Genomic DNA, 21,597 nt, shown 5'->3' with positions numbered 1-21,597 from the left:
CCGTGTTGATGTCTTAGAGGCCCAGTGCGGCACGGCCGAGGCCGATGCGCGTGGAATCGTCCTGCGGCGTATGCACCCGACCGCACAAGACGTCGCGATAGTGCCGCTCCAGTGGATTGGCGCGGGACAGGCCGTGATTGCCGGTGAGTGACAGTGCATCCTCGACCACGGCGACGGCGTTGTTGGTGACGGTGAGCTTGATCACGTTGGATTCGGCCGCAGAGAGCGCGACACCGTCGTCGAAATCGCCGGCGAAGGAGGCGATCAGGCGCGCATTGACCGCGAGCCGCGCCTCGATGGCGCCGAGGATCTCCTGTGCGCGGGCCAAGGTCGCGAGCGGCGCGCCGAGGCTGGCGGGAACGCGCTGCTTCAGGAACGTGATCAACCAGTCGCGCGCGGCGCGGGCGACGCCGTCATAGATCGCGGCGACGAAGACCGTGTGGACGGCGGCCTGCGTGACGTCGAGCGTCCGCCAGTCCGCCGGCTTGCGCAGATCGACCTCGGCATCGAGCGGGATCACGACGTCGTCGAAGATGACGTCATGGCTGCCGCTGGCGCGCAGGCCGTGATGGTCCCAGGTCTCGACGATGCGCGCGCCCGGCAAGCCCGCCGGCACCAGGAACGGCCCGACGCGCGGCTCGGCCTCATCCGTCCGCGCCCAGACCAGGTACCATTTCAGGATCGGCGAGCCTGTCGAATAGATCTTGTGGCCGGAAAGCCGCCAGCCGGTCTCGGTACGCCGCGCGATCGTCGACGGCAGGCCGCCGCGGGCGGGTGAGCCGAGCTCCGGCTCGACCCGCAGCGCGTTGACCAGCGCGAGGCCCTCGACGCTCTCGCGCGCAAGCTTGCGCGACAGCCGCGCCGGCCAGGTCGGGCTGCGCGCCATGACGAGATGATTGATGTAGTGCATCGACAGCACCAGCGCGGTCGACGGGTCGGCCTTGCCGATGATGCCGAGGACGCGCGCGGCGTAGCGCGCACCGGCGCCGGCCCCGCCATGGACCGCCGGCACGGTCAGCGACAGCAAGCCCGCCTCAGACAGCTCGCGAAAGTTCTCGAACGGGAAGCTGCCGCTGCGGTCATGCTCGGCTGCGCGTGCCGCGAAACCTTCGGCGAGTGCTTCGGCTCGCGCGATGTAGTCGGGCTCGCTCTGGGCCGTGCGCCCTTTGGCTGCGGATGTCACCATGTCGCGTCCAATCCCAGCAGACCGAGGATCTGGCGGCGCAGGTCCGCCAGATAGGGATCGCCGCGATGGCGGGGATAGGGCCGGTCGACGCGGATGTCGGCCTTCACGCGCGCGGGCCGATCGCTGAAGACGATGACGCGATTGGCGAGCACCAACGCCTCCTCAGCATCGTGGGTCACGAGCAGCGTGGTAAAACCCTTGCGCTGCCAGAGCGAGACGAGCTCGGCCTGCATGGTGATGCGGGTCAGCGAGTCGAGCTTGCCGAGCGGCTCGTCGAGGATCAGGATCTTGGGATCGTTGACCAGCGCGCGCGCCAGCGCGACGCGCTGCGCCATGCCGCCGGAGAGCTGGTGCGGAAAGGCGTTGCGGAACGAGGCCAGTCCGACGAGATCGAGCGCGTCGTCGACGCGGTGTCGCTGGCTCTTGAGGATGCCCTGGGCCTCGAGGCCCAGGGCGACGTTGTCCCAGACCGACCGCCAGGGAAACAGGGTCGGATCCTGGAACACGACCACGCGAGGATGCGGGCTTCTGATGCGCTCCTCGTCCTCGCGCAACCTTCCTGCCTTGGGCTTGTCGAGGCCGGCGACCAGCCGCAGCAAGGTCGACTTGCCGCAACCGGAGGGGCCGAGCAGCGCGACGAACTCGCCTGGCTCCACGGAAATGCTGACGTCGCTGAGAACAGGCAGCTCAGTGCCGTCGATGTCGAAAGCGTGGCTGACCTGCTCGATGTCGAGCGCGGCGCCGGCGGCGGGATGCGTAACGGTTTCGGCGAGAGCTGTGGCTACCATTTCACGGTCCCCTTCTGCCAGACCAGCAGCCGATCGCGGATCGCAAACAGCAGCGTGATCGCGCCGGAGCAGAGCAGCGACATCACGATCAGCGCCGCATACATGTTGGCGTAGGCGGCCCAGCCCTGCGCCCATTGCAGGTACCAGCCGAGCCCGGCCTTGACGCCGATCATCTCGGCGACGACGAGCACGGCAAACGACGAGCCGAGCCCCATGAACAATCCGACGAAGACGTGCGGCAGCGCGGCGGGGATCGCGACCTTCAGCACCAGGAAGGACGGCTTTGCGCCCAGCGTGCGCGCGACATCGTAATAGGCATTGCTGACGCTCGCGACGCCCGACCAGGTCAGCACGGTGACGGGAAAGCCAGTTGCCAGCGCGATCAGGAAGGTCGAGGCGCTCCAGCTCGACGGGAAGGTGAAGAAGGCGATCGGCAGCCAGGCCGTCGCGGGCAGCGGGCCGATGAAGCGCAGCACCGGATGCACCCAATACCCGACCGCGCGTGACCAGCCGATCGAGACGCCGGTCAAAAAGCCAACCGTGGCGCCGATGAGATAGCCGCCGAGCTGCAGCTTGACCGAGGCGAAGACGCTGTCGAGCAATTTTGGCAGATCATCGGTGTAGACCTCGATGATCGATTGCGGGGGCGGGAAGAACGGCAGCGGCAGCCAGGCGAACTTTGCCGTCGCGACCTCCCACAGCGTCAGAAAGACGCCGAGCGCAACCAGCCAGGGCGCGCGCTTGTGCAGGGCCTTGCCGGCTGAGCCGAGATAATCGGCACCGACCGTGCCGAACAGCGCGATCGCCGCGATGACGAAGGCGGCGATGCCGAGCGAATGCGTGCGCGACCAATCGCCGACATCCTCCCACCACAGGCAGGACAGGCCGAAGGCGATCCAGGCGATGCTGGCGAGCACGCCGACGCCGGATTCCCTCGCCCAGCTCGCCAGCAGCGGCGTGCGGGAAAGACGCGGCGCACCGGAGGCGAGGCCGTCAGACAGCGAATACGTCGACATAGATGCGCTCCGCGAATTTGGCCGTGTCGGTGCTCGGCTTGAAGACCTGCACGCTCTTGAGATCGTCGGCATAGGCCTTGAGCTCGCGCTTCAGCACGTCGCCGACGGGATGATGATGGTGGGTATGGTAGCGTACCATGCCCTCGATATCGGCGAGCGTGGCCGCCTTTGGCGCATAGGGCTGGAACGACTTTGCCGCGATCGTCGCATTCTGCGAGCTGAACATCGCGGCATCGAGCAGCGCCTGGGTGATGGCGCGCCCGACCAGCGGTTCCTCCCGCACCAGGCTGCCGCGCAGGCCGAGAATGCAGCAGCTCTTTTCGCGAAATTCGCCGTCGAGATTGGAGGCGACTTCCTTGTACTGGGTGTCCTTGAGCCAGAGATAGGCCAGCGGATCGGAGGACAGGAACGCCTGCACCTCGCCCTTCTCCACGGCGACATTAAGGAGGTTGCCGGGATAGGCGCGCCAGTCGACATCCTTGTTCGGATCGATACCGAGCTTGGCAAGCTGAATGGAGAAGAAGTTCTTGTCGGGACCGGCGAGATCCCCGACCGCGACGATCTTGCCCTTGAGATCGGCGAGCCTGGCGACGCCGGAGTCGGCGCGCGACAACACGCGCATGCAGCCGCCATGGGTGCCGGCGGCGATCTTGACGTCAAAGCCCTGCTCCAGCGGCTTGAGCCAACGCAGCGCCATGCCGAGACCAGCGTCGCTCTTGCCCGTCGCGATCGCTTCGAGCAGCTGGTCGGTCGAGCCGGAATAGTTGACGAGCTCGACGTCGAGATTGTGCTTCTGGAAGAAGCCATGCTCGATCGCAACAGGCACCGGTGCGAGGCAGACGGCGCCGGCGTTCCACGACAGTTTCAGCTTGCGCGGCGCGCCGGTGAGCGCGGGCGCATCGGACGCCGTCCGGCACAGCGGAAACTCCGAGAAGTCGATGCCGGATGCAATCCCGCGCGGCGCAAAGGCCTGCGCGCCCAGCGCGCCGAGCGGCGCGGCGAAGGCTGCCGCAAGCCCCGCCTGGAGCAGATGGCGCCGGTCGAGCCCCCGTCCGGCGCGCTTGTCGTCGTTGTTCATCAGTCCCCACTCCTGCGCTGGCACGGCTCCGCCATGTGCGCAACGCTTCACGTTGCACATGGTCCGTGCGGAGCTGCGTTGAGAGAAAATTATTCCGCCGGCGTTTGTCGCGCCGCGTTGATGCGATGCGCAAATCATGCGGCGCACTCGCCGTATCGTCAATGAAATGGAATTTCGAATGTGATGCGAAGCGAGGTCATTCTCTCCATCGGCGCGCGCGGGAACGATGAAACGATTTTCGCGAATGCGGTTGCTCCCGACCATCGCCACGAGCGCGCATCTGCTTGGATCCCGTGCATCCTTCTCTCGCAAGACCGTCGTGTTCTCGCGCGCAAGGATTCAATGAAACGTCCTTGCCCGATGCGCGCGCAATACGGTTGGCCATTTCATTGACTGCACTTCGCGCGGTCATAGACTTGATCGTCTCGCTGCATCGCTCGCTCACGCGTCGTGAGCCAAAATCACAAGCAAGCAACAAGACAGGCTATATGAGCATCAACTCCCACGATCATTCCATCACCCGCTGGCTCGCCGCTTCGCTGTTCGCCGCCGCCATCACGCTGTCGACGACTGCCGCGTCGTTTGCCGCGGACACCGTCGTGCTGCGCGTCGGCGACCAGAAGGGCGGCAACCGCTCGCTGCTCGAAATCTCCGGCTACGCGAAGGACCTGCCCTACAGAATCGAATGGTCGGAATTCCCCGCGGCGGCGCCGATCCTGGAAGCGCTCAACGCCGGCGCGCTCGACGTCGGCTACACCGGCGATCTCTCCTTCCTCTCGGTCTACGCCGCCGGCGCGCCGATCAAGGCGATCGGCGGCACCAGGTCGGATGCGAGGACGCAAGCCATCCTGGTGCGTCAGGATTCGCCGATCAAATCGGCCGCCGACCTCAGGGGTAAGCGCCTCGCCGGCACGCGCGGCGGCTGGGGCCAGTTCCTGATCGACGCGACGCTGGAGAAGGCACAGATCAAGCTCGAGGATGCGACCTTCGCGCCGCTCGGCCCGGTCGATGCCAAGATCGCGCTGGTCGCCGGCTCGATCGATGCCTGGGCGGTGTGGGAGCCCTACGTCTCGTTCGCCACGCTGAAGGACAGGGCTCGCGTGATCGCCGACGGCGAAGGCCTGACGCCGACCATCACCTTCATTGTCGCCTCCGACAACGCCATCGCCACCAAGCGCGCGGCGGTGCAGGACCTGGTGCAGCGGCTGAACAAGGCGCGGCTGTGGTCGCTGGATCACGTTTCCGAATATGCCAGGAACACCGCCGAGCTGACCAAATTGCCGGAAGACGTGCTGCTGTCAGCCTACACCGCGCAGCGGACCAGCCCGATCGTGATCGACGAGAACGTGGTGAAGGAGGTACAGGAAGCCTCCGACCGCTCGACGCGCTACGGCATCCTGCCCAAGAAGCTCGACGTAAGCAAAGCCGTCGACCGCAGCTTCACCGCCGCGGCGGCGGGATCGAATTGAGCGAGATGAATTGCGGACTGAGCCGCGGGCTCGCTCGACCCCTCCCGCTTGCGGGAGAGGTCGGCGCGTTCCGGGCGATGCGAAGCATCGTCCCGCGCGCCGGGTGAGAGCTCTCTCCTCTTGGGGGTTGTCGCCCGCGGAGACACCCCCACCCCAGCCCTCCCCCGCAAGCGGGAGAGGGAGCGCGCCGTGTTCGCGGCAATAGGCAAACCCAACAAGGTGGAACGTAGCGGGATGCGCAGGCCTCGCCTCAAGGCCGGTCCGCTGCATCTCGCCGCGATCGTGCTCACGCAATTGGCCTGCATGAGCCTGATCGTGTGGTTCTCGTTCTAGCCGCGCGCGGTTCTCACCAATATCGGCGATAATAGTGCCGGTGATAGACCCGGTACGGCCGGTAGCCGTAGCCATAGCCGTAATACGGACGATAGGGCCGATAATAGCGCGGATACACCGGCGCGTAGCCGTAGCCGCCGTAATAGGCGGGGGCATAACCGTAGCCGTAACCCGGATAGCCATAGCCGCCATAATACGGTCCGCCGCCGTAATAGCCGTAGCCGTAAGGCGCGCCGGCCGCGATCGCGCCGCCGATGATCGCTCCGGCCGCGAGACCGCCAAGGCCCCAACCCCACCCGCCGCCGCGCCAATGCACTTGCGCGACATCGTCACCGACCGCGGCCTTCATGGCCGCGACGTTGGTCGGCAGCGGGGCCGCTGCCGCCTGTTGAATTTGACCGGCGATAACCACACCGGCGACCGAACAGGCAATTGCCGTTTTCCAGATCCTCATCGACTTGCTCCCTGTCTAACGTCTTGCTTGGAAAAGGATCGCAGCGACATGATCGGGCATCTTTGCGCCAAGTCAAAGCCCGGATTTTCCAAGCCCGGATTTGCGTGCGGCGCACAAGCCTCGTCCAAGTCCCGTCCAAGCCTCGCTGCGAGCCGGCTGCCGGCATGCGAGGCGGACCAACGCGCCCGCTCTGCCCGACGTGACACCGGTGCAATGCCGGAGCCCCGCGGCCAAGGCAAAGCATTAAGCTTCTCGCCCGCGCAACCAACAACCTACTTCACGATTGACTATTCGTACCGCTACTATCGGTTCCAATGGCGCGAGGCTTCTCGCGACAAATAGCCTCGGCCTGCGCCGGGTGTGAGTGGGAGGAATGACATGAGTGCCGCGAGACCCGAGCCGCTTGCCCGTCAGGCGCTGGCGTTCGTCCTGGCTGGCGGACGTGGCAGCCGGCTCCTGGAGCTGACCGACCGCCGCGCCAAGCCAGCCGTCTATTTCGGCGGCAAGTCCCGCATCATCGATTTCGCGCTGTCGAATGCCGTCAATTCGGGCATCCGCCGCATCGCGGTCGCAACCCAGTACAAGGCGCACAGCCTGATCCGGCATCTTCAGATGGGTTGGAACTTCTTCCGCCCTGAGCGAAACGAGAGCTTCGACATCCTCCCCGCGAGCCAGCGCGTCTCCGAGAACATGTGGTATGTCGGCACGGCGGATGCGGTCTACCAGAACATCGACATCATCGAATCCCACGCCTGCCGCTTCATCGTGGTGCTGGCGGGCGATCACATCTATAAAATGGATTACGAGGTGATGCTGCGCCAGCACGTCGACAGCGGCGCCGACGTCACCGTCGGTTGCCTGGAGATGCCGCGGACGGAATCCTCGGGCTTCGGCATCATGCATATCGACGAGAACGGCTGGATTCAGGAGTTCCTGGAGAAGCCGAAGGATCCGCCGCCGATGCCGGGCAAGCCGGACGTCTCGCTCGCCAGCATGGGCATCTACGTGTTCGACGCCAAGTTCCTGTTCGAGGAGCTCAAGCGCGACGCCGATGACCCGAACTCGAACCACGATTTCGGCAAGGACATCATTCCCTACCTCGTCAAGAACGGCCGCGCGATGGCGCACCAATATTCCACCTCCTGCGTGCGTTCCGGCAGCGACCCCCGCGCCTATTGGCGCGACGTCGGCACGGTCGATGCCTATTGGGCTGCCAATATCGACCTCACCGACGTCGTGCCCGAGCTCGACCTGTTCGACAGCTCCTGGCCGATCTGGTCCTATGCGGAGATCACGCCGCCGGCGAAATTCGTCCATGACGAGGAGAGCCGGCGCGGCCAGGCCGTGAGCTCGCTGGTCTCGGGCGGCTGCATCATCTCCGGCGCCTCGCTGCGCCGCTCGCTGCTGTTCACCGGCGTGCGCATCAACTCCTATGCCAATGTCGAGAACGCCGTGATCATGCCCTATGTCAATGTCGGCCGCGGCGCGCGGCTGAAGAACGTCGTGATCGACCGCGGCGTCGAGATTCCGGAAGGACTCGTGATCGGCGAGGATCCCGCGTTCGATGCCAAGCGCTTCCGCACCACCGAGCAGGGGATTTCGCTCGTCACCCAGCCGATGATCGACAGGCTCAATACATGAGGCCTGTTCGCGTCCTCGCGGTCGCTTCTGAAGTCTACCCCATCGTCAAGACCGGCGGCCTCGCGGATGTCGCCGGCGCGCTGCCGATCGCGCTGAAGGCGCATGGCGTCGAGATGCGCACCTTGATGCCGGGCTATCCCGACGTGACGCGGATCGTATCGAACGCAGAGGAGATCCGGAGCTGGCCGGATTATTTCGGCGGGCCGGGCCGGCTGCTCGCGGGCTCCCATGACGGGCTCGACCTGTTCGTGCTCGACGTGCCGCATCTCTATGCGCGGCCGGGCAATCCCTATGTCACCACCGAGGGTGTCGACTGGCCGGACAATGGCGTGCGCTTCGCGGCGCTGTCGCGCATCGCCGCCGATATCGGCCACGGCCTCGTCCCCGCCTTCGTTCCCGATGTCGTGCACGCCCATGATTGGCAGGCCGGGCTCGCGCCCGCCTATCTGCACTATGACAATCGCCCGCGGCCCGGCACCGTGATGACCATCCACAACATGGCCTATCAGGGCAAGTTCGCTCCTGAGCTGATCGGTGCGATCGGGCTGCCCTGGCACGCGTTCAACGTCAACGAGATCGAATATTTCGGCGGCATCAGCTTCTTGAAGGCAGGCCTGCAATTCGCCGATCGGATCACGACGGTGTCGCCGACCTACGCACAGGAGATCCAGAGCGACGAAGGCGGCATGGGATTCGGTGGCCTATTGCGCGCACGCGCGAACGTGCTGAGCGGCATCCTCAACGGCATCGACATCTCGGTGTGGAATCCGCAGGACGATGCGCACATCGCCTACCGCTACGGCGCCGAGGACCTGACCTTCCGGGCGGCAAACAAGGCGGTGCTCCAGCAGCAGTTCAATCTCGATTCCTCCGACGAGGCGCCGCTGCTCGGCGTCATTAGCCGGCTGTCCTGGCAGAAGGGGCTCGATCTGCTGCTCGAGGCCATTCCGACCATTCTGGCCGAAGGCATGCAGCTCGCGCTACTCGGCAGCGGCGACCGCGATCTCCAGGATCGCTATCAGGCCGCCGCCCGCGCCAATCCCGGCCTGATCGGCGTCGTGATCGGCTATGACGAGATTTTGGCGCACCTGCTCCAGGCCGGATCGGACGCGCTGATCGTGCCGTCACGCTTCGAGCCGTGCGGCCTGACCCAGCTCTGCGCGCTGCGCTATGGCGCCGTTCCGATCGTCTCACGCGTCGGCGGGCTCGAGGACACCATCGTCGACATCAGCGAAGCCGACGCCGCCGACCGCGATGCCACCGGTTTCAAGTTCGCACCCGTGACGGCGGCTGCCCTCGCCGGCACGCTGCGCAAGGCCAACACCGCCTTCCACGACAAGCAGACCTGGCGCCGGCTGCAACGAAACGGCCTTGCGACCGACGTCTCCTGGCGCAACCGCGCCGGCGACTATGCCGCGCTGTATCGCGGGCTCATGACGGAGCGTGCCTGAGGCGATGACCGTCGTCGAATCCATGCTATAGAGCCGGCATGGACCCGTTCGTGATCAAGCTGATCGGCTTTGCCGCCGCCACCTGCACCACCGTGGCCTATGCGCCGCAAGCCATCAAGGTGTGGAAGACGCGCTCCACCGGAGACATCTCGCTCGGCATGTTTCTTGTGATGGTGCTCGGCCTTCTGCTCTGGCTGATCTATGGCCTGCTCTCCGGCGATGGGCCGCTGATTGCCTCGAACGCCGTCACCATGCTGCTCGCCGGCGGCATTTTGTTCATGAAGCTGAAATACGGGTGAGGTCGCGGGATGCCGTAGGGCGGATTAGCCCCCGGCTGCGCGAAGCGCAGTCCGCGGGCGTAATCCGCCACCTTGCCGCACGACGGCGGATTACGCTTCGCTAATCCGCCCTACGGAATCACCCAAACACATACGACGCCATCGCCACACTCGCGACCTCGTCGACGAAGACGCGCTTGCCGATATCGCTGCCGGCGGCGCCGGCAGCCACCATCAGCGGCAGCAGATGGTCCTCGCGCGGATGCGCCAGGCGCGCGCTCGGTGCGTTCTCCCAATCGACCAGCATCGCGTTGCGGCGAGCCGGATCCGGGTTGCTGATCGCCTCGTTCAGATAGGCCTCGAAGTCATACGAGACCGGCTTGGACTCCGGCCGGTTGAAGCCGCGCATGTTGTGATAGGTCAGCCCGCTGCCGACGATCAGGATGCCTTGATCGCGGAGCGGGGCAATCGCCTCGCCGACCTTGACGTGCTCGGCCGCATCGTAAGCAGACTTCAGCGACAGCAGCACGATCGGCATGTCGGCGTTCGGATACATCAGGCCGAGCGGCACGAAGGTGCCGTGATCAAAACCCTGGTTGGGATCTTCCCGGCATTCGAGGCCCGCGCGCGTGAGCAGCGCCTTCACCTCGGTCGCCAGTTCGGGCCGGCCCGGCGCCGGATATTTGAGATGATAGGTATGCTCGGGGAAACCGTAATAGTCGTACACCATCGGCGGCTGCGCCGAGGTCGAGACGGTGAAGGCATCGGCCTCCCAATGGCCGGTGATGACGAGCACGGCCTTCGGCCGCTCCGGGAGAAGCTGCGGCAACCGGCCGAACTCTTCGGCGGTCCTGGCATATTGCACCCGCCGGTCCTCCATGAAGGGCCAGGGGCCGCCGCCGTGCGACAGGAACAGGGTCGGAAATCGCGTCATGGGGCTCGTCTCATCGGCACTCTGCGCGTGCCCGCGCGTCCGGCGGCGAGCATAGGCAAAGCGGCATGGTTAGCAAGTCGTTAACGATTTGCCGCCCAAAATCCCCGGCGTGGCCGAAGCAGTCGGCCTGAAGACAAGTGAGACGTGAGATGAAGAAGTTTGCGCTGGGGGACGTCGTCAACAGTGACAAGGGCCGCCGCGGCATCGTTCGCGCCGCCTTCAAGTCGCGGGACGGCCAGCAGTTCTACGCCGTCGAGAAGGACGGCGCGATGGACTATCTGGAGGAAGGCCGGCTGACGCCGGCGCCCCGCGTCGAGCTCGCGGCTTAAGTCCAACCATTTTTGTCGGCGCTAGCGCGCGAGCCGGTCGAGACGCTCCGCCAAGGGATCGTCGCCGCTCGCGATGTGCTCGTTGGTAATCAGCAGCAGGCGATCGCTCCCTGCGGCTGCGTCCCAATGCGGCAGACCGGGACCGTTGGGATCGCCGCTCCTGGCGAAGTTGATCCAATAGGACCGCATGCGGCTTGCGACCTCGCGATCAGCTCGCGAGAAGATGCCCGCTCCCGGCACGCCTTCTGCACCGAAGATGAACTGCAACTCGCGCCCGTGCCCAGCCCCAGGATTGGCGCGGCGCGCCTCGGGCACGTAAGCGAAGCGATAGCGAAAGGTCGCTGCGCCGCTTGCGGCATGCAGGCGCGCCAGCAGCCTTGAGGGCTCGGAAAAAACTTTGTCGGTGTAAAATCTTGCCGCAATATCCGAAGGCTTGGCGAGAGAAGGCCTGTCGAGAGAAGGCTTGGCGAGATCGGGATAGAGCTTGCGCAGTTCATCGCTTGTGAGGCCTGACGCTGCAAGCTCCTCCCTGGTATCGAACTCGCCGTCGAAACCCGTCTCGTCGTCGTTCGAGCCGATCATCAGAGGAGTGCGGCTTTGATGTCCGGCCGCAAAGCCGGCAGCGATATCCTCGGTCACCAGACTTCCATCCATCATTGGCGCGAAGGCATACCGCGATTGCTCCAGCAGACGGCTTTCGGCGGCAAGCAGGCGGCGCGGTTCGGCGGCGCGCAAATCCGCCTGCGGTCCGAGCGCCGCCACGAACTGCCGGCCGGTCGCCTGCGCGTCCTGCACCGAGCGCAGAGGCGCGCGACCGGGCACCGATTGCAGAATGGCCTTCTGGAACAAATCGCGCGACTGCGCGGCCAGCATCAGAAGCGCGATCGATGTCGCGCCCGCGTCGCTGCCAAACAAGGTGACGTTGTGCGGATCACCGCCGAAGGCCGCGATGTTGTCATGAACCCAACGCAGCGCGGCGATCTGGTCCATCAGGCCGTAATTGCCGGAGCCGCCGTCCGCCAACGCGGGATCAGCGAGCCAGCCGAGCGCGCCGAGGCGATAATTTGCGGTGACCACGATGAGGCCGGCCTGCGCCAGCCTGGCACCGTCGAACAGCCGCTCATTCGCGGTGCCGCTGATGAATCCGCCGCCATGGATGAACATCATCACCGGCAGCGGGCCGTCGACCCCGAAGGGACGAAACACGTTCAGCGTCAGGCAATCCTCGCTCGCATCAGGCAAGGACGGCTGAAGGCACGGCGCGCCGTAATCGTAGGCGGTGTGCATCTCCGAACTTTCGGGCGTCGGCTGCGGCGGGCGCCAACGCAGCGCGCCGACCGGCGGCGCGGCGTAGGCCAGTCCCTTGAACGAGGCCACCTCGCCTTCGACGGCGCCGAGCATCTGTCCTTCACGCGTCAGCGCGAATGGAAATTGTCCGACCGGCTGCGCCACGGCCGGGTCGGCGCAACACAGGACAATGGAGGCCGCAAGAAGCGCGAGCAGGGATCGCATCTTCGGTGCATCTCGATGCGCGGAACGGTTTCCTGCAGGTTACGTCCGCCGCCGTCGGCGGGGCAAGCCTGCCGGCCCGCACTAACCGCGCTTTGCGAGGATCTCCGCCAGCGCGTGCCGCGCGACGATGCCGAGCTCGCCAAGCGTGGTGTGCCCGGCCCGCGCAGCTTCGATCAGGCGTTCGGCGATGAACCTGCGGCTGTCGTGATCGCCGCCATGCGGCAATTGCCGGCACGTCTGCTCCAGGACGACGTCCATGTTCGCTTTGGTCCGCTCACTCAACTCTGTCATGACGCCCGGCCGGTACGCGTGGCTTGTAACCGCAAGCATACAGAGGCGGATCGGGCATGATTAGCCCGGGTAATCACGGCCATTGTGCATCGCGGTGCGTGTAGTGCCGCAACATTCACGCGGCCACGATGACGCCGCAAACGCCTACCCAAGATTGCACATGCCGTGATGACAAGCCGTGCATGTGGCGATAGCCTTGCCGGCAAAACAAAACATACGGGAGGATGCCATGCCTGACGCGATGGTTGCCACACGTGCCTCCGATGAGCGCGGAACCGCTCAGCAGGTCGATGTCGCCGTGGTCGGCGCCGGCTTTGCCGGCCTCTATCTGCTTCATCGCCTGCGCAAGGCCGGCTTCAAGGCGGTCGGGCTCGAAGAGGCCGGCGACGTCGGCGGCACCTGGTACTGGAACCGCTATCCGGGCGCGCGCTGCGACATCCAGACCATCGACTACAGCTACACCTTCGATCCCGAGCTCGAGACGGCCTGGACCTGGTCGGAGAAATACGCGACCCAGCCCGAAATCCTGCGCTATCTCGGCTTCGTCGCCGACCGTTACGACCTCAGGGGCGACATCCGCTTCAGGACCAAGGTCACCGAAGCCAAATGGGACGAGAAGGCCGAGCGCTGGCAGCTCACCACCGACAATGGCCCACCGGTCTCCTGCCGCCATTACATCATGGCCACCGGCTGCCTCTCGGCGCCGAAGCCGCCGGAGATCGACGGCGTCAAGGATTTCAAAGGCGAGGTCTATTTCACCGGACGCTGGCCGCATGGCGGCGTCAATCTCGCAGGAAAACGCGTCGCCGTGATCGGCACCGGCTCGTCGGCGATCCAGTCGATCCCGCTGATCGCCGAGCAGGCCGCGCATCTGACCGTGTTCCAACGCACGCCGAACTTCGCACTGCCTGCGCATAATGGCCCGGCCCCATCGGACCGCATGAGCCTTTTGCAGGGCGATCGCGCCGCCTATCGTGAGCAGGCGCGCCAGTCGATGGCGGGCGTGCCCTATCCGCAGCAGATGGCGGTGAGCTGGCAATTGAGCGACACCGAGCGCCGGGCGCGCTTCGAGGAAGCCTGGGGCAAGGGCGATCTGGTCTATATCCTGACCCAGCTCTGGGCTGATCAGGCGGTCGATGTCGACGGCAACAAGCTTATCTGCGATCTCATCCGCGAGAAGATCTCGGCGGCCGTGAAGGATCCCGAGACCGCCGCGGCGCTGATGCCGCACGACCATCCGTTCGGCGCAAAACGTCCCTGCCTCGATACCAACTACTACGCCACCTACAACCGGCCGAACGTCACGCTGGTCAATCTGCGGCAGGAGCCGATCAAGGCGATCACGGCAAGTTGCATCTCCACGAACGGCCGCAGCTTCGACGTCGACGTCATCGTGTTCGCGACCGGCTTCGACGCCATGACCGGCGCGATCCGCGCCGTGCATCCGATCACCGGGCGCGGCGGCAAGTCGCTGACCGATGTCTGGGCGCTGGGGCCGCAGACCTATCTCGGGCTCACGGTCGAAGGCTTTCCCAACTTCTTCATGATCACCGGGCCGGGAAGCCCGTCGGTGCTGTCGAACATGGCGGTGTCGATCGAGCAGCATGTCGACTGGGTGGTCGACCGACTGGCCGCATTGCGCGACGCCGGCTTCACCACGATTGAGCCGACCGAGACGGCGCAGGCCGGCTGGAACAGGCACATGGCCGACTGTTCGATGCTGACGCTGCATCGGCTCGCCAACACCTGGTACACGGGCGCCAACGTCCCCGGCAAGGTGCAGGGCCTTATGCCCTATACCGGCGGCGTTGGCCCCTATCGCAGCATCTGCGACGAGGTGGTCAGCCGCGGCATGCTCGGCTTCAGGCTCACCGGCCCTGGCGGCACGGAGCAATGCAATGACGGCGAGGTGGTGCGGCTGCAGCCCGACGTGCGGCTGGTGATGAACCTGCTCGCGTCGCTGAACCTGCCGCCGATCGAGTCGATGGGCGCGATCGGCGCGCGCGAGTTCGTGAACGAGTTCAACAAGGGCCGGCCCGCCGGACGGCCGGTCGGAGAGATCGTCGACGGCACCCTGCCCGTCACGGGCGGCGCGCTGCCCTACCGCGTCTACAAGCCGGCGACGCCGGGACCGCATCCGGTCGTGGTCTATTTCCACGGGGGCGGCTGGGTGCTCGGCGACGAGCAGTCGGACGAGCCATTCTGCCGCGACATGGTGCGGCGGACCGGCATGATGTTCGTCAGCGTCGGCTATCGCCACGCCCCCGAGCATCGCTTCCCGACCGCTGCCGAAGACGGCTATGCGGCCACGCGCTGGATCGCCGAACACGCCACTGAACTCGGCGGCAAGCCTGGCCCGGTAATGGTGGCGGGCTGGAGCGCCGGCGGCAACATCGCCGCCGTCACCTGCCAGCTCGCGCGCGACCGCGGCGGGCCGGAGATCGCTGGCCAGCTCCTGATCTGCCCGGCCACCGACTGCACCTTCGATCGCCCGTCCTATAACGACAATGCGACCGGCTACTTCCTGACGCGATCGCTGATGTACTGGTTCTGGGACCTCTACTGCTCGCCGGCGGACCGCACCGATCCGCGCGCCTCGCCGCTCCGCGGCAAGGTCGAAAGGCTGCCGCCGGCCTTCGTGGCGACCTGCGAGTTCGATCCCTTGCGCGACGAAGGCATCGCTTATGCCGAAGCGATGGCGGCCGCAGGCGTCCCGGTCGAGCAGCTCAGGGCGCACGGCCATTTCCACTCGTCCTTCACAATGGTCGATGTGGTGATCACGGGCGTGCCGGGCCGCGTGCAAATGGCGGAAGCCTTGCGACGCTTCGCCGGGCTGCCGCCGGAGATCGGCCGCGGTGACGAGGACAATCACGGCAACGCCAGCCCAGGGCACAAAATCGCGGCGGCCGCGAGTTGAGCGGAAACGGAGCGGCCGGGAACCTTTTCCCCGCTGCCCCGTTAAGTGCGTGTGGCATTGAGATGCAGCGACAGGTATGGGCCCCGGCACGCAAATCCGCGTGCTGGGGTGTTTTTGCGTGAGGTGGGACGATGGGGGACGTGGTTGCGGCTTCAAAGGTCGATTTCGATGCGCTGGCGGCCCTGCATAAATGGCCATCGCTGGCAAACCAGCGCCGGCCGGACCGGGAATCATACCCGATAAGGGAAGGCACGCTCGACGAGTGCATCTCGGCGTTCATGGGGAAGCCGGCGACGACCCGGCATCTCTATGAGATCCGGACAGCGGCGCAGCCGCCGCTCGTGACCGGCATCCTCTCGCCCGAACACGTTATCGAACTCTCGCGCTGGAGAGAATTTCTCTGACGGCGCTTCACATGCAGGCGCGTTAGGAACCTTCTGCCGGTTTTTCCCGTTGGTGGAAATCGGAAGTCAAGGCGTGAGTGCCTCACATGCTTGCAACTGGCGTACTACCCCCGGTCGTGCCCTATGGCGCAGACAAGACCCTGTTCGTGGTGATCGATCGCCTCGACCAGGCGACGGAGATTCGCATCGAGCGGAGCGATCTCGAAGCCACGATCGGCGAGTTCGTCGCCGGTTGCTTCAACGACCCCATCAAGGTGATTTCGTTCAACACGCTCGAACATTGGATGAAGGACATCTCGACCGATGTCGCCGGCGCGATAAAGGCGCGCTGCGACATCTATGGCATAGAGCTGCCCGACTATCTCAGCGACTTCGTCGAGAGCCATAGCATGAATGCGGGAGTTAAGCGCGGCGATGCTTGCCGGCGATGACTTCGATCTCGCGGCGACGCTCGCCCGCGAAGGTCAGGAGCCTTTCGATCGTCAGCGTATCCGTGATCCGTTTGGCGAGCCGCTCGGCGCGCGCAGCCTGATCTTCGAGATACTGGATCGTGTTCAAGCGCCGCCTCCCCAGAAGACCCCGAACCTGGAGCCTCGACTTGTTGGACAGCCATGGTGCGACAGAGCAGCTAACAGCCGGTTAAGTGCGCGGGTCGATCTCGACGGGCCGGGCCTCATTGCACGACGTCGAGCCGGACATTGGTGATGCCCCTGTCGACCATGCCGAGCGCCTCGGCCGCGGAAGGCGAGACGTCGACGACGCGTCCGCGGATATAGGGACCGCGATCGTTGACCCTGACGGTCACGAAGCGGCCGGAGGAAACGTCGGTGACGCGCAGCTTGGTGCCGAATGGCAGGGTCGGATGGGCCGCGGTCAATTCGTTCTTGTCGAACTTCTCGCCGCTCGCAGTCTCCGTATCCGAATAGAAGCTGGCAACGCCGTGTGAGGTCGCTTGCTTTGCATCGCCATTGGGAATGCGCGCCCTGCTGATCGGCCTTGGATGCAGCGCCGCCACCCGGTGCGGCCGCTCGATCGCGGCCTGCCGGCCGGTGCCCCCGAGATCGGCCTTCTGACGGCCGACCGGCGATTGCGCGCAGGCGGCGAGCGAGGCTGCCCCGACGATGGCCAGCAGCAGCCGGCTCGAGGTTGCCAGCGAAATCCGGGCAGTTTCGGCACGTGCAATGCAAGACATGATGCGCCCTCCGAACTGCCCGGAATTTCGGTGGGCAATGAGGGCAGAACCTTGTCGGAACAAAAGCGGGCCTGGGGCCGCCGCCGTTTCGCGTCAGCTGTGACGATTCCACCACACCAGCGTGTCCTGAATCGGGACGGTGACCGCCCCAGAGGGGCCCTTCCCGTTCAGGCCGGAGGCGGGATCGAGCGCAACACGTCCCGGAAGACGCCGAACTGCAATCGAAACGCTTGCGAGCTGTAGTCCTGATAGTAACCCGCAGTCACCGCGACGACGAGATCGAGCTCCGGGACGATGCGGATCGACTGCCCGCCGCGGCCAAGCGCGCCGATCCAGTTGATCTTGCGGTCATTGAGGCGCGTTTGGCCGCGCCACCACAGATATCCGTAGGTTTGAGAGTCCGTCGCCTTGATCTTCTCTGCCGTCGAAACCTCGATCCACGCCTTGGAGACGATCTGGCGGCCGTTCCAGCGACCGCCCGCAAGCACGAGCTGGCCGATCTTGGCCATGTCGCGCGGTCGCAAGCGCAATCCTCCTCCGGCATCGGTATCCCCCCTGTACCGGCCCCACGCCGTGCCGGTGATACCCAGAGGCTCGAACAAATTCTCGCGCGCGAATTCATCGAGAGGACGTCCCGTCGCCTTGCGGATGATGGCCGACACAAGCGTGAGCGCGCCGGTGTTGTAGAAGAACTCCTGCCCCGCCGCGGCGGTCACGGGAAGACCGAGAACGTAGCGACACGGATCCCACGCCATATGCATGCGCGTCTCGTCATTGTCGTCGTCTCCCGTCGCGGGCGTCGCCTCGACCCACTTCAGGCCCATCGACATGGTGAGCACGTGCACCAGCCGGATGCGGTCCTTTTCGGGAGAACGCAAGTCGGACAGCTCGGGGAAGAAGCTGAAGATCGGCTCGTCGACGCCGCGTATCAGCCCGCGATCGATCGCAATCCCGACGACGAGCGATGCAACGCTCTTCGAAACAGACTTCATGTTGTGCAACGTATCGGCATCGAAGGCGATGGTTTCCACACGGCGGCCGTAGATGTAGCCGGGTATCTCGTCGGCGCCCTTGAAGTAATGCTCGAACGCCAGCTTGCCGTCGCGGGCGACCAGCACCGCATGGATATTGGCATCGCTCGTGGCGAGCCGGTCGGCCATCCCGCACAGCGCCTCGCGATTGACGAGACTGTCGCCAGCGACGGAGCCGCCCGGCCAGCCGTCGCCCCGTTCGGGCGGAACATCGCAGCCGTCGGCTGCGTTCGCGCAGACCGCGGAGAGCGGCGCCAGTGCGGCGCCGCCGAGAAGCGAAATGAACTGGCGCCGCCTCATGCGAGCCTCATCCCTGTTGCGGCGCGGAGCCAGCTTCGGCGCCGGCGTATCGGGGCTGCGCGTTCTCTCTGAGGATGCGCGCGAACTCACGCCAATAGAGCCTTCGCCAGTTCGTCTTCAAGCTGGCGAGAAAATCGAGCTCTCTTTGCGTCAGCGTGCACATTGCGCCTTCAGGCCACAAGGCCCCCCATCGGCTTGACGTCGGCGCTGCCGGGGAAAACCGCATCCGCCAGCACCTTCTCCTCGACGCGCAAATGATCCCTGAGCAGGCCCTTGAGCACGGCGCGCAGATCGGTGGTCGGCTTGAGGTCGCGATCCTCGAACAGTTGCGCCGGCTTCAGCCCCGGCCAGTCCGCGATCACCCGGCCGCCGGCGAGCCCGCCGCCGATCAGGAATGCGACCGTGCCGGTGCCGTGATCGGTGCCTTGCGTGCCGTTGATGCGCGCGGTGCGCCCGAACTCGGTGACCACGGCGACGACGGTCTCGCCCCAGGCCTCGCCCATGTTGCTCTCGATCGCGGCGAAGGCACCGTCGAGCGCGCCCAGCAGATTGTAGAGCTGGCCCGAGGCCGCGCCTTCGGCGATGTGCGTATCCCATCCGACGAAGCCCATGGCGCCGACGCGCGGACCGTCGGGCTTGGCGAGATACCGCGCGGCGGTGCCGGCGGCGTCGGCGAAGTAGGCGCGCACGCGCGCGATGCCCGGCGGCGCCAGGGTCGGATCGTCCGACATGACGTCGCCCGCGCTGGGTGCCCCGCTGAGCGAAGCGAGCTTCATGCGCGCCTGCAGCACGGTCGCGAGCTTCGGGTCGGTGTGCTGGTAGAGATCGAGCAGGCGGCTCTGCGTGTCCTCGCTCGCCGGGAGCAATTTCTGCGGCACCCATGTCATGACCGGCGCCGAGCCGCGCACCACCAGCGGCGTCACCGAGCCGATGCCGAGCGCGCGGCTGCCGCGTGGATCGACGCGGCCGCCCGATTCCAGCGCGAGCAGCGCGCGGTTGAGCCATCCCGAACTGGTCATCCCCGGCTTGACGAGCCCGCTCTCCAGCACGTCCTGGCCATCGAAATGCGAGCGCTCGCGATAGGGCGTCGCAACTGCATGGACGATCGCCGCCTTGCCGCTCTTGTAGAGCCGGTGCAAATTCGGCATCGCCGGATTGAGCGCGAAGAAGGCATCGAGCGGCAGCGCCGGCGGCTTGCCGTCCAGCACCAGCGCGCGATCGCCGCGCAACGAGATCCAGTCGGGATCGCCGACCGGCGCGACGGCGCCGAGGCCGTCGAGCGCACCGCGCAGCACGATGACGAGCAGGCGCGGATCGCGCCCCTCCGCGCGCGCGATCCTGGGCATCTGGCTCCATGCGAACAGCGCCCCGGAGCCGACCAGAAGCTCCCGCCGCGTGGGCAGGTGATCGACGAAGCCCATGCTCACCTCCTCTGAAAATCCGCCGACATGAACAGCAGCGCCAGTGCCTGCTGCCGGCTCTCGGCGCGGCCGACCGCCTGCTTCACCTCGGGGGCGATTTGCGATGCAAGGACGTCCTCGATGATGGCTTGCGGATCGGCCATGCCGGTGATGCGTTCGGCGAAATTGTTGGCGACGTCGAGCCGCCGGCCGACGCCGTCGATCCAGCTCGCTTCATCGTCCGGATAACCCTTGGGCGCGGGCGGACGCCACAGCGGCTCGCCGAGCAGCTGCTGGCCACTGGTGTAGAGGACGGGATCGACCTGCGTGATGCCGGTCGCACGCACCATGCCGACGACCCATTCGCCGGGACGCTTGAGCTTTGACGGCGGCCCGCCCCAAGCCTCGTCCGACGACACCATCGCGATTGCGACCGGCTTGATGTCGCCATCGGTGTCGCGAAAGACCTTCGCCATCTGCTCGACGAGGGCCGGCGGCGGCTCGTCGGCGACGAAGTGCCGCGCGAGCTTGGTCGCGACATGGGTCGCGGTGGCCGGATGCGCGGCGAGATCGCGCAGCACGGCGCGGCCCTGCTCGACATCCTCCTGCTCATAGCGCTTGCCGAGCACGGTCTGTCCGCCGGGCTCGTGCAGCCGGGGATTGAAGGTGAACTCGCCGCCATGCTGGGGATCGGCGCCCGGCGGCACCAGCGTCCAGCCGGTCAGCACGTTGGCGAAGCTGATGACGTCGTCCTGGGTGTAGCCGGAGCGCACGCCGAGCGTATGCAGCTCCATGATCTCGCGGGCAAAGTTCTCGTTGAGGCCGCTGCTGCGGTTGATGCCCGCGGTCGAATTCGCCCCCATCGAACCGAGATTGTCGAGATAGAACAGCATCGCCGGATGGCCTTCGACGGCCAGCAGGAGATCGACGAACCGGCCAAGCGCATTGGCGCGAACCGCCTCGCGTTCATAGGCGCCGGACATGCTCTGGATCCGGTTGGCCGAGACGCAGAAATGATTTGACCAGAACCAGACCAGCCGCTCGGCAAAGCCGATATCGGCTGCAAGCGCCGCCTCCGTGCGCAGCTTGGCTTCCTGCAAATACATCGGACGTCCGGGATCAGGAATAGCGTCGGCGGCCTGCTTCGCCGCCATCTCGGCGGCGTCCTTTTCCTGGCCCGCTTGCCCCTGCGTCTGCAATTGCGGCTGAGCCTGGTCGTCAGCTGCGGTGGGCGCCGACGCCATCTGCTGCTTCTTGGCCTGCTGCTGCGCTTGCTTGGCGCGGGCCGTGCGCCGCGCATTGGCATCGGCCACGGTGCGATAGGCTTTCGCACTGGAGGGCAGGCTGGCCGCCGCGGCGAGCACGAGCGGCCGGTCGAGCTCGGCGATCAGCGCGCCACGCGGGTCGCTTCCCAGCGCGGCAATCGAGCCCGGCCGCGGCCCCATCCCGAAGCGATGGAGCGCCAGCACGGCTTCGGCCTTTGCGGAATTGCTCATGGCGAATGCCCAATTCTACGAGCCCGCCCGACGGCACCGCTCGAGGCTACGAATTGTAATGCTACATATCGTAGCATTCGCGGGACTGGCAGACAAG

The 21,597-nt window shown here is 65.9% G+C and carries 21 protein-coding genes; 8 read left to right on the top strand and 13 right to left on the bottom strand.

Translation table 11 applies throughout. The annotated features are described in order from the left end of the window. Positions 1-13: 13 nt before the first annotated feature. The 4 genes from GGD65_RS10260 to GGD65_RS10245 are packed head-to-tail and all read right to left on the bottom strand — an operon-like array spanning position 14 to position 4,068. Positions 14-1,186 carry an acyl-CoA dehydrogenase family protein gene (locus tag GGD65_RS10260; protein ID WP_183235194.1) on the bottom strand — a complete coding sequence of 391 codons (1,173 nt, stop codon included), beginning with the start codon at positions 1,184-1,186 and terminating at the stop codon, positions 14-16. Beyond that, entirely contained in the window at positions 1,180-1,974 is a 795-nt protein-coding gene (locus tag GGD65_RS10255) for an ABC transporter ATP-binding protein (RefSeq protein WP_183235193.1), read from the bottom strand. Before GGD65_RS10255 ends, GGD65_RS10260 begins: the two co-directional genes overlap by 7 nt. Then, a complete protein-coding gene (locus GGD65_RS10250; RefSeq protein ID WP_183235192.1) occupies positions 1,968-2,990 on the bottom strand; it encodes an ABC transporter permease in 1,023 nt (340 codons plus the stop codon). Before GGD65_RS10250 ends, GGD65_RS10255 begins: the two co-directional genes overlap by 7 nt. Next, positions 2,968-4,068: an ABC transporter substrate-binding protein gene (locus GGD65_RS10245; protein WP_183235191.1), complete on the bottom strand. Its 1,101-nt coding sequence runs from the start codon at positions 4,066-4,068 to the stop codon at positions 2,968-2,970. Before GGD65_RS10245 ends, GGD65_RS10250 begins: the two co-directional genes overlap by 23 nt. Before the next feature lie 488 nt (positions 4,069-4,556). Here GGD65_RS10245 and GGD65_RS10240 point away from each other — a divergent pair, with 488 nt between their 5' ends. Continuing rightward, entirely contained in the window at positions 4,557-5,537 is a 981-nt protein-coding gene (locus GGD65_RS10240; RefSeq protein WP_183235190.1) for an ABC transporter substrate-binding protein, read from the top strand. A 346-nt stretch (positions 5,538-5,883) separates the two neighbouring features. Here the strand turns inward: GGD65_RS10240 and GGD65_RS10235 are convergent, their stop codons facing one another. Continuing rightward, positions 5,884-6,324, bottom strand: coding sequence for a hypothetical protein (locus GGD65_RS10235; protein WP_183235189.1), 441 nt, complete (start codon positions 6,322-6,324; stop codon positions 5,884-5,886). 378 nt (positions 6,325-6,702) lie between these two features. Here GGD65_RS10235 and glgC point away from each other — a divergent pair, with 378 nt between their 5' ends. From glgC to GGD65_RS10220, 3 genes are read left to right on the top strand one after another with little or no spacing between them, the layout of a single operon-like run. Continuing rightward, positions 6,703-7,965, top strand: a complete 1,263-nt coding sequence (gene glgC, locus GGD65_RS10230) for a glucose-1-phosphate adenylyltransferase (RefSeq protein WP_018319764.1) — start codon at positions 6,703-6,705, stop codon at positions 7,963-7,965. Next, positions 7,962-9,416, top strand: coding sequence for a glycogen synthase GlgA (gene glgA / locus GGD65_RS10225; protein WP_183235188.1), 1,455 nt, complete (start codon positions 7,962-7,964; stop codon positions 9,414-9,416). The genes glgC and glgA overlap by 4 nt, the downstream gene beginning before the upstream one ends. A 38-nt stretch (positions 9,417-9,454) precedes the next feature. After that, positions 9,455-9,715, top strand: coding sequence for a SemiSWEET transporter (locus GGD65_RS10220; RefSeq protein WP_183235187.1), 261 nt, complete (start codon positions 9,455-9,457; stop codon positions 9,713-9,715). Between the two features lie 118 nt (positions 9,716-9,833). On the opposite strand, the gene GGD65_RS10215 is transcribed toward GGD65_RS10220, so the two are convergent. Continuing rightward, complete coding sequence (locus tag GGD65_RS10215) at positions 9,834-10,628, bottom strand: class III extradiol ring-cleavage dioxygenase (RefSeq protein ID WP_018319761.1); 795 nt, start codon at positions 10,626-10,628, stop codon at positions 9,834-9,836. Between the two features lie 149 nt (positions 10,629-10,777). Between GGD65_RS10215 and GGD65_RS10210 the strand changes: the two genes are divergently transcribed. Beyond that, complete coding sequence (locus GGD65_RS10210) at positions 10,778-10,957, top strand: hypothetical protein (protein WP_018319760.1); 180 nt, start codon at positions 10,778-10,780, stop codon at positions 10,955-10,957. Positions 10,958-10,978: 21 nt separating this feature from the next. Here GGD65_RS10210 and GGD65_RS10205 read toward each other — a convergent pair whose 3' ends face one another. Together GGD65_RS10205 and GGD65_RS10200 are read right to left on the bottom strand one after the other, a co-directional pair. Beyond that, positions 10,979-12,469 (bottom strand): carboxylesterase/lipase family protein, encoded by a 1,491-nt coding sequence (locus GGD65_RS10205; protein ID WP_183235186.1) that lies wholly within the window; start codon positions 12,467-12,469, stop codon positions 10,979-10,981. Positions 12,470-12,550: 81 nt separating this feature from the next. Then, positions 12,551-12,799 carry a hypothetical protein gene (locus tag GGD65_RS10200; RefSeq protein ID WP_183235185.1) on the bottom strand — a complete coding sequence of 83 codons (249 nt, stop codon included), beginning with the start codon at positions 12,797-12,799 and terminating at the stop codon, positions 12,551-12,553. Positions 12,800-12,989: 190 nt separating this feature from the next. Here GGD65_RS10200 and GGD65_RS10195 point away from each other — a divergent pair, with 190 nt between their 5' ends. The 3 genes from GGD65_RS10195 (at position 12,990) to GGD65_RS10185 (ending at position 16,512) form a co-directional block, all read left to right on the top strand. Beyond that, positions 12,990-15,677 (top strand): alpha/beta hydrolase fold domain-containing protein, encoded by a 2,688-nt coding sequence (locus tag GGD65_RS10195; protein WP_183235184.1) that lies wholly within the window; start codon positions 12,990-12,992, stop codon positions 15,675-15,677. 131 nt (positions 15,678-15,808) lie between these two features. Further along, positions 15,809-16,081: a hypothetical protein gene (locus tag GGD65_RS10190; RefSeq protein WP_179736050.1), complete on the top strand. Its 273-nt coding sequence runs from the start codon at positions 15,809-15,811 to the stop codon at positions 16,079-16,081. A gap of 86 nt (positions 16,082-16,167) precedes the next feature. Continuing rightward, complete coding sequence (locus GGD65_RS10185; RefSeq protein ID WP_179736052.1) at positions 16,168-16,512, top strand: hypothetical protein; 345 nt, start codon at positions 16,168-16,170, stop codon at positions 16,510-16,512. Here the strand turns inward: GGD65_RS10185 and GGD65_RS10180 are convergent. The 5 genes from GGD65_RS10180 to GGD65_RS10160 form a co-directional block, all read right to left on the bottom strand. After that, positions 16,484-16,639 (bottom strand): hypothetical protein, encoded by a 156-nt coding sequence (locus tag GGD65_RS10180; RefSeq protein ID WP_018319756.1) that lies wholly within the window; start codon positions 16,637-16,639, stop codon positions 16,484-16,486. The two genes, GGD65_RS10185 and GGD65_RS10180, sit on opposite strands and share 29 nt — an antisense overlap. A gap of 115 nt (positions 16,640-16,754) precedes the next feature. Continuing rightward, positions 16,755-17,273, bottom strand: coding sequence for a septal ring lytic transglycosylase RlpA family protein (locus GGD65_RS10175; protein WP_183235183.1), 519 nt, complete (start codon positions 17,271-17,273; stop codon positions 16,755-16,757). Positions 17,274-17,440: 167 nt separating this feature from the next. Then, entirely contained in the window at positions 17,441-18,604 is a 1,164-nt protein-coding gene (locus GGD65_RS10170; RefSeq protein WP_183235182.1) for a serine hydrolase, read from the bottom strand. 170 nt (positions 18,605-18,774) lie between these two features. Continuing rightward, positions 18,775-20,025, bottom strand: a complete 1,251-nt coding sequence (locus GGD65_RS10165) for a DUF1501 domain-containing protein (protein WP_092253285.1) — start codon at positions 20,023-20,025, stop codon at positions 18,775-18,777. Positions 20,026-20,027: 2 nt separating this feature from the next. After that, positions 20,028-21,500: a DUF1800 family protein gene (locus GGD65_RS10160; RefSeq protein WP_183235181.1), complete on the bottom strand. Its 1,473-nt coding sequence runs from the start codon at positions 21,498-21,500 to the stop codon at positions 20,028-20,030. Positions 21,501-21,597 lie beyond the last annotated feature (97 nt).

The organism is Bradyrhizobium sp. CIR18 (genome assembly GCF_014198295.1).
Classification (GTDB): domain Bacteria; phylum Pseudomonadota; class Alphaproteobacteria; order Rhizobiales; family Xanthobacteraceae; genus Bradyrhizobium.
Note: the sequence above shows the minus strand (reverse complement) of the source record. Positions and strands in the feature narration are given on the sequence as shown.

Excerpts from the sequence above, each read along its gene's own strand:
- GGD65_RS10205 (WP_183235186.1), bottom strand. The coding sequence starts at position 12,469 with ATGCGATCCCTGCTCGCGCTTCTTGCGGCCTCCATTGTCCTGTGTTGC.
- GGD65_RS10160 (WP_183235181.1), bottom strand. The coding sequence starts at position 21,500 with ATGAGCAATTCCGCAAAGGCCGAAGCCGTGCTGGCGCTCCATCGCTTC.
- GGD65_RS10240 (WP_183235190.1), top strand. The coding sequence starts at position 4,557 with ATGAGCATCAACTCCCACGATCATTCCATCACCCGCTGGCTCGCCGCT.
- GGD65_RS10235 (WP_183235189.1), bottom strand. The coding sequence starts at position 6,324 with ATGAGGATCTGGAAAACGGCAATTGCCTGTTCGGTCGCCGGTGTGGTT.
- GGD65_RS10220 (WP_183235187.1), top strand. The coding sequence starts at position 9,455 with ATGGACCCGTTCGTGATCAAGCTGATCGGCTTTGCCGCCGCCACCTGC.
- GGD65_RS10195 (WP_183235184.1), top strand. The coding sequence starts at position 12,990 with ATGCCTGACGCGATGGTTGCCACACGTGCCTCCGATGAGCGCGGAACC.
- GGD65_RS10175 (WP_183235183.1), bottom strand. The coding sequence starts at position 17,273 with ATGTCTTGCATTGCACGTGCCGAAACTGCCCGGATTTCGCTGGCAACC.
- GGD65_RS10255 (WP_183235193.1), bottom strand. The coding sequence starts at position 1,974 with ATGGTAGCCACAGCTCTCGCCGAAACCGTTACGCATCCCGCCGCCGGC.
- GGD65_RS10200 (WP_183235185.1), bottom strand. The coding sequence starts at position 12,799 with ATGCTTGCGGTTACAAGCCACGCGTACCGGCCGGGCGTCATGACAGAG.
- GGD65_RS10190 (WP_179736050.1), top strand. The coding sequence starts at position 15,809 with ATGGGGGACGTGGTTGCGGCTTCAAAGGTCGATTTCGATGCGCTGGCG.
- glgA (WP_183235188.1), top strand. The coding sequence starts at position 7,962 with ATGAGGCCTGTTCGCGTCCTCGCGGTCGCTTCTGAAGTCTACCCCATC.
- GGD65_RS10215 (WP_018319761.1), bottom strand. The coding sequence starts at position 10,628 with ATGACGCGATTTCCGACCCTGTTCCTGTCGCACGGCGGCGGCCCCTGG.
- GGD65_RS10250 (WP_183235192.1), bottom strand. The coding sequence starts at position 2,990 with ATGTCGACGTATTCGCTGTCTGACGGCCTCGCCTCCGGTGCGCCGCGT.
- GGD65_RS10210 (WP_018319760.1), top strand. The coding sequence starts at position 10,778 with ATGAAGAAGTTTGCGCTGGGGGACGTCGTCAACAGTGACAAGGGCCGC.
- GGD65_RS10245 (WP_183235191.1), bottom strand. The coding sequence starts at position 4,068 with ATGAACAACGACGACAAGCGCGCCGGACGGGGGCTCGACCGGCGCCAT.
- GGD65_RS10260 (WP_183235194.1), bottom strand. The coding sequence starts at position 1,186 with ATGGTGACATCCGCAGCCAAAGGGCGCACGGCCCAGAGCGAGCCCGAC.
- GGD65_RS10170 (WP_183235182.1), bottom strand. The coding sequence starts at position 18,604 with ATGAGGCGGCGCCAGTTCATTTCGCTTCTCGGCGGCGCCGCACTGGCG.
- glgC (WP_018319764.1), top strand. The coding sequence starts at position 6,703 with ATGAGTGCCGCGAGACCCGAGCCGCTTGCCCGTCAGGCGCTGGCGTTC.
- GGD65_RS10165 (WP_092253285.1), bottom strand. The coding sequence starts at position 20,025 with ATGGGCTTCGTCGATCACCTGCCCACGCGGCGGGAGCTTCTGGTCGGC.
- GGD65_RS10185 (WP_179736052.1), top strand. The coding sequence starts at position 16,168 with ATGCTTGCAACTGGCGTACTACCCCCGGTCGTGCCCTATGGCGCAGAC.